This is a genomic window from Streptomyces lushanensis (assembly GCF_001700515.1).
GTDB lineage: Bacteria > Actinomycetota > Actinomycetes > Streptomycetales > Streptomycetaceae > Streptomyces > Streptomyces lushanensis.
On the sequence record NZ_MAUD01000080.1, the window covers coordinates 24,314 to 30,313 of the forward strand.

Sequence of the window (6,000 nt, forward strand, 5' to 3'; positions counted from 1 at the left end):
TTCGCAGAGTCGGTTAGCCGAAAGAGGGGATGTATGGCCTACATACGGAAGCTGCCGTCAGGGAAATGGCAGGCAACCGTCTGGGTGATTCCGAAGACGAGGCGGGACAGCGAAACTTTTCCCACGAAGAAAATGGCCGAGCACTGGGGGAAGGACAGGAGCTGGCCATTGCTGCCGGGGCCTGGCGTGACCCGAAGGGCGGGAAGACAACCATCAGCGACTGGGGCCGGAAGGTCCTGGACGCCATGGTTGTCGAGCCGGGCACCCTCTACAACTATGAGGGGTACTGGCGGCGTGACATCGAGCCACGCTGGGGGGCCTGGGGCGTGGCGGACCCGACGCACCTGGAAGTCCAGCAGTGGGTGAACGACATGGTTCGCAACGGGCCCGGGGTGCCGACGGTGCCCAAGGTGTATTTCCTGTTCGCGCAGATAATGCGGGCCGCGCTCCGGGAGTGTCTCATTTTGTATACGCCGTGCGAAGGGATCCAGTTACCGAAGTCGCCGCAGAGTGCCCATCGCTACTTCACCCAGCCGGAGGCTGGTGCGCTTCTCCATGAGTTCGCGGCGAAGCCGGTCGTCCGCGCGATGGTGGATCTGAGTCTCTACAGGTCTCTGCAGCGGACTGCGGTACGGAGAAGTGGCCGCATTGCGTATTGACCGCGTCGAGTGGGCACGTGAGCACCTCCAGGTAGTGGACAACTGGACGAAGAAGGGAATCAAGGAATATCCGAAGACGTCCAAGAGCCGCCGTGAAGTGCCCGTACCTGAACACGTCATGTTTCAGATGGCGGACCTCGCGAAAGGGCGGCCCCGGGACGGGCTGCTCTTCCTCGGTCCAGGCGGCGAGGCGACGAAATACCCCACGTTCTGGGAGGTGCACTGGAAGGGCGCCATGAAGCGTGCCAGGACATGCCTGCACCAGTGCGGCAAGGGCGCCGACGGAGCGCCGGCCTGCGTGCGTCCCGAGGACCACCGGGTGCCGTACGCCAAGCCGCACACGCTGCGGCACACGGCGGCGAGCTGGCTGGTGATGGACGGCGTGGACCTGTACCGGGTGCAGCATCTGCTCGGTCACGAATCGTATGCGACTACGCAGCGGTACGCGCATCTGGCGCCCGGAGCCTCCGACAGGATCACCGACGCGTGGACACGCCTGACCCCCCGTGACGCACATGTGACGCACGCCCCGTCGGGCGGTACTGGCAATGTGGTCGTTGACCTGGCAAAACGAGCGGCCGGCCAGTGATAGTGAGACATTATTCCTGGATGTTCCAGGCGGAGAACGCGTGACTCCGCGCGGAGAGCGCGTGACGGGGATTCCGTGAGAAGTCCCCGCGCGCCGGGGTGTGCGCCGATGCGCCCTCCCGGCGGTTGATCGTCAGGTCTAGCGTCGGCCGGAGGAGGCAGCCATGGCGAGGCGATGGATCCTTCTGCCGGCGTTCGCCCTCGGCGGGCTGTGGTGGTGGGCCGTTCTGCGGCTCGCGCTGGTGCCCGAGCACAGCGGGCTGGTGGAGGGAGCGGTGGCGGCGGGCAGTTGGGGGCTGAGCCTGCTGCCCGTGCATGTCACCACCGCGCGGCGGCGTCGGCCGGAGCGCCGCCGGCGGGACACGGGATCCGGTCGGTGCGATGTCACCACGGCCGACGGCAAGGGCGGTTGACGGGGCAGCGGTGGCCGTGGTCTGAGGACCGCCCTTGACCGAGCGGCCCTGTCGATACCGGGCGGTTGACGCCGGCGGCTGACGATTCGTCAACTCGTGGGTCCGCACTGGCACCGAGGGCACCAGTAGACGGGGCGGTCGTCCTGGGTGTCCTTGCGGATGGGAGTGCCGCAGCGGGGGCAGGACCGGCCCGCGCGGCCGTAGACGGAGAGCCGCCGACTGCCGCCGGGCCGGTTCCGGTTGGTTTCGAGCAGCTTCTTCGCCGCTGTCACCAGGCGCTCGGGGGACGGGACTTGTCCGACGGGCAGCCAGGGAGTGACCCGGACCAGAAAACAGGTCTCGGACTTGAAGACATTGCCGACCCCGGCGAGATTGCGCTGGTCGAGCAGTGCCTCGCCGACCGGGCGGGCGGGATCGGCGAGGAGATTGCGCAGCGCCGCCGCGGGGTCCCAGTCGGGCCCGAGCAGATCGGGCCCGAGATGGCCGACCACACGCCCCTCCTCACGGGTGCGCACCAGTTCCAGGACCGGCAGCCGGTAGCCGACCGCGGTCCGCTCCTCGGTGCCGAGGATCGCCCGGATCTGATGGGCGGGACCGCCGCCCCAGCGCTCATCCGGCGCGTACACCTTCCAGGCGCCTTCCATGCCGAGATGCGAGTGGAGGGTGAGCCCGCCCTCGACACGGGTGAGGAGGTGCTTTCCGCGCGGTGTGACGTCCAGGACGGTCCGCCCGGTGAGATCGGCGGTCGCGAACGCGGGCACCCGGAGATCGGACCGGACGAGCGGCCGGCCGGCGAGCGCGGTGTGCAGACGTCGGGCGGTCTGCCAGACGGTGTCTCCTTCGGGCATGTCCTCCATGATGCGCGACGTGGTGGGGGCGGAGCGTGGTGCCGTACGGGGCGGACCGGCCGCGCCCGTCTCATGCGCGCAGACGCAGCCCCCTCGGGGTGGCGTGGAAGCCCGCCGCCTCCAGGGCGCGGCCCAGCGGTGAGGTCAGCGCCGGGACGCCGTTGGTCCGCTCCACCGTGACCGTACCGAGGGCGTCCGCGCGGGCCGCGCCCGCCAGAGCCTCGGCGGCGGCCAGGAGCGCGGGATCCTCCGGATCCACGGGCCAGGCCAGCAGTGTTTTTCCGCCGCGCTCCATGTACAGCGTCAGCTCGCCGTCCACGAGGACGACCAGCGCGCCGGCCTTCCTGCCCGGTTTGTGACCGGCGCCGGCCGGGGGCTCGGGCCAGGGGAGCGCGGCCCCGTAGGCGTTGGCGGGATCGGCGGCGGCCAGGACCGCGGCGCGGGGCGAGGGGTGTGCCTCGGCGCGGTCACGGGCCGTCGCCGCCGCGCGCAGCCGGTCCACCGCGCCGTCCATCGCGAACTGGGCCGCGCCCAGTCCCTCGACGACATAGCCGCGGCGGGCCTGCCCGCTGTCCTCGAAGGCGGACAGCACCCGGTAGACGGCGGAGAAGCCGCCCTCCACCCCCTCGGCCGCGACGGCGCCTCTGGTCACCACGCCATGGCGGTCGAGCAGCGTACGGGCCAGGGCATGGGCGCGATGTGTGGGATCCGGCTCCGGTGCGGGGAGCAGGGACCAGCGTCCGCTCACCGTCGGCGGGCCCGTACGGGACGCGGGTCTGGCCGCGGCCGTGAGCGCGCCGTACCGCCCGCGCGGCACCGGGCGCCGCGCGCGGTGGGCCGTGGATCCCGCGGTCCGTCCCGAACCGAGCAGGGAGCGCAGCGGGGCCAGGGTGTCATTGGTCAGCCGCCCCGACCAGGCCAGATCCCAGAGGGCGTCGGCGAGTTGGGGATCGGTCGCGTCCGGGTGGGTGGTGGCACGGATCTGGTCGGCGATCTGCCGGAAGAACAGGCCGTACCCGCCGGACAGCGCGGTCAGGACCGATTCATGGAGGGCGGTCAGCTCCAGCGGATGCGGCGGAGGCAGCAGGAGAGGCGCGGCGTCGGCGGGATAGAGCGAGATCCAGCCGTCCTTGCCGGGCAGGGCGCCCGCTCCGGCCCACAGAACCTCGCCGGTGGTGGTCAGTTCGTCCAGCAGTCCCGGCGTGTAGCCGGAGATCCTGGAGGGCAGGACGAGCTTCTCAAGCGCCGACGCCGGGACGGGCGCTCCCTGCAACTGCTCGACGGCGCGGGCGAGTCCGTCGACACCGCGCAGACTGTTGGCGTGCAGATGCTGCCACTGCGGCAGGAATGTGGCGAGCGCGGCGGGCGCCACCGGCTCCAGCTCCTCGCGCAGCGCGGCCAGGGAACGGCGGCGCAGCCGGCGCAGCACCGTGGCGTCGCACCACTCCTGGCCGATGCCGGAGGGATGGAACTCTCCCTGGACGACCCGGGAACCGGCGGCCAGCCGCTGGAGTGCGCCGTCGGTGACCGCCGGGCCGAGACCGAAGCGCTCGGCCGCCGTGTTCGAGGTGAACGGGCCGTGCGTACGGGCATGGCGGGCGAGGAGATCACCCAGCGGATCCTTGACCGGCTCGGTGAACGCCTCGGGGATTCCGACCGGCAGGGCCGTGCCCAGAGCGTCCCGCAGCCGTCCCGCGTCCTCGACGGCCGCCCAGTGGTCGGCTCCGCCGATCCTGACCTTGATGGCGCGGCGGGTCCCGGCCAGTTCCGCGGCCCACCCGGGCTCCGCACCGCGTGCGGCCAACTCCGCGTCGGTGAGCGGCCCGAGGACCCGCAGCGCGTCGGCGACGCCCTCGATGTCCTTGATGCGCCGGTCCTCCGTGAGCCACTGGAGCTCCTGCTCCAGCTCCGTGAGCACATCCGGGTCGAGCAGCTCGCGCAGCTCGGCCTGGCCCAGCAGTTCGGCGAGCAGCCGGGAGTCCAGGGACAGCGCGGCGGCCCGCCGCTCCGCGAGGGGGGAGTCCCCTTCGTAGAGGAACTGGGCGACATAGCCGAAGAGCAGGGAGCGGGCGAAGGGCGAGGGCTCGGGCGTGGTGACCTCGATCAGCCGGACCCGGCGGGACTCGATGTCACCCATCAGCTCCGTGAGACCGGGGACGTCGAAGACATCCTGGAGGCACTCGCGGACCGCCTCCAGCACGATCGGGAACGAGCCGAACTCGCTCGCCACCTGGAGGAGTTGCGCGGCGCGCTGACGCTGCTGCCACAGCGGCGTGCGCTTGCCGGGGCTGCGGCGCGGAAGCAGCAGAGCCCGTGCCGCACACTCCCGGAACCGGGAGGCGAAGAGCGCGGAACCGCCCACCTGATCGGTGACGATCCCCCGGATGTCGCCCGCCTCGAAGGCGATGTCCGAGGCCCCCACCGGCGCCTGCTCGCTGTCGAAGGCCGTGCCGAGGGAGTCCGGCTCGCCGTCCAGAAGGTCCATGCCCAGCAGATCGGCGTCCGGGAGGCGCAGCACGATGCCGTCGTCGGCGTGCATGACCTGCGCGTCCATCCCGTACCGCTCGGAGAGCCGGGCGCCCAGCGCCAGTGCCCAGGGAGCGTGCACCTGGGCGCCGAACGGCGAGTGGATCACCACTCGCCAGTCGCCCAGCTCGTCGCGGAACCGTTCGACCAGGATCGTCCGGTCGTCGGGGACATGGCCGCAGGCCCGGCGCTGCTCGTCCAGATACGACAGCACATTGCCGGCCGCCCAGGCGTCCAGCCCCGCCGCCAGCAGCCGCAGCCGGGCGTCCTCCTCGGAGAGTGAACCGACCTCGCGCAGGAACGCGCCCACCGCACGGCCCAGCTCCAGCGGGCGCCCGAGCTGGTCGCCCTTCCAGAAGGGCAGCCGGCCGGGGGCGCCGGGGGCGGGCGTGACCAGGACCTGGTCACGGGTGATGTCCTCGATCCGCCAGGAGGTCGTACCGAGGGTGAAGACATCGCCCACCCGGGACTCGTACACCATCTCCTCGTCCAGCTCGCCGACCCGCCCGCCGCCCTTCTTGGGATCGGCCCCGGCGAGGAAGACACCGAACAGCCCGCGGTCCGGGATGGTGCCGCCCGAGGTGACGGCGAGGCGCTGGGCGCCCGGGCGGCCCGTGACCGTACCGGCGACGCGGTCCCACACCACACGCGGACGCAGCTCGGCGAAGGCGTCGGAGGGATAGCGCCCGGCGAGCATGTCCAGCACGGCGGTGAAGGCCGACTCGGGCAGGGAGGCGAAGGGCGCGGCGCGGCGGGCGAGGGCCAGCAGATCGTCGGCCTGTCTGACGTCGAGGGCGACCATGGCGACCAACTGCTGGGCCAGCACATCCAGCGGATTGGCCGGGACGCGCAGCGCCTCGATGGCCCCGGTGCGCATCCGCTCCGTGACCACGGCCGCCTGCACCAGATCGCCGCGGTACTTGGGGAAGACGACACCCGTGGAGACCGCGCCCACCACGGGTCGGT

At 71.7% G+C, this 6,000-nt stretch carries 5 protein-coding genes; 3 read left to right on the forward strand and 2 right to left on the reverse strand.

The features are described 5' to 3' along the window. Positions 1–65: 65 nt before the first annotated feature. The 3 genes from BFF77_RS07170 to BFF77_RS07180 all read left to right on the forward strand — a co-directional run bounded on the left by BFF77_RS07170 (position 66) and on the right by BFF77_RS07180 (position 1,660). A complete protein-coding gene (locus BFF77_RS07170) occupies positions 66–659 on the forward strand; it encodes a hypothetical protein (RefSeq protein ID WP_141698377.1) in 594 nt (197 codons plus the stop codon). Next, complete coding sequence (locus BFF77_RS07175) at positions 649–1,248, forward strand: tyrosine-type recombinase/integrase (RefSeq protein WP_169922621.1); 600 nt, start codon at positions 649–651, stop codon at positions 1,246–1,248. Before BFF77_RS07170 ends, BFF77_RS07175 begins: the two co-directional genes overlap by 11 nt. A gap of 163 nt (positions 1,249–1,411) precedes the next feature. Next, positions 1,412–1,660 carry a hypothetical protein gene (locus tag BFF77_RS07180; protein WP_066945071.1) on the forward strand — a complete coding sequence of 83 codons (249 nt, stop codon included), beginning with the start codon at positions 1,412–1,414 and terminating at the stop codon, positions 1,658–1,660. A gap of 89 nt (positions 1,661–1,749) precedes the next feature. Here the strand turns inward: BFF77_RS07180 and BFF77_RS07185 are convergent, their stop codons facing one another. Together BFF77_RS07185 and BFF77_RS07190 are read right to left on the reverse strand one after the other, a co-directional pair. Then, positions 1,750–2,508: an Fpg/Nei family DNA glycosylase gene (locus BFF77_RS07185; protein WP_066945074.1), complete on the reverse strand. Its 759-nt coding sequence runs from the start codon at positions 2,506–2,508 to the stop codon at positions 1,750–1,752. 70 nt (positions 2,509–2,578) lie between these two features. Beyond that, on the reverse strand, positions 2,579–6,000 hold a 3,422-nt coding region (locus BFF77_RS07190; RefSeq protein WP_066945086.1), incomplete at its 5' end, for an Lhr family helicase.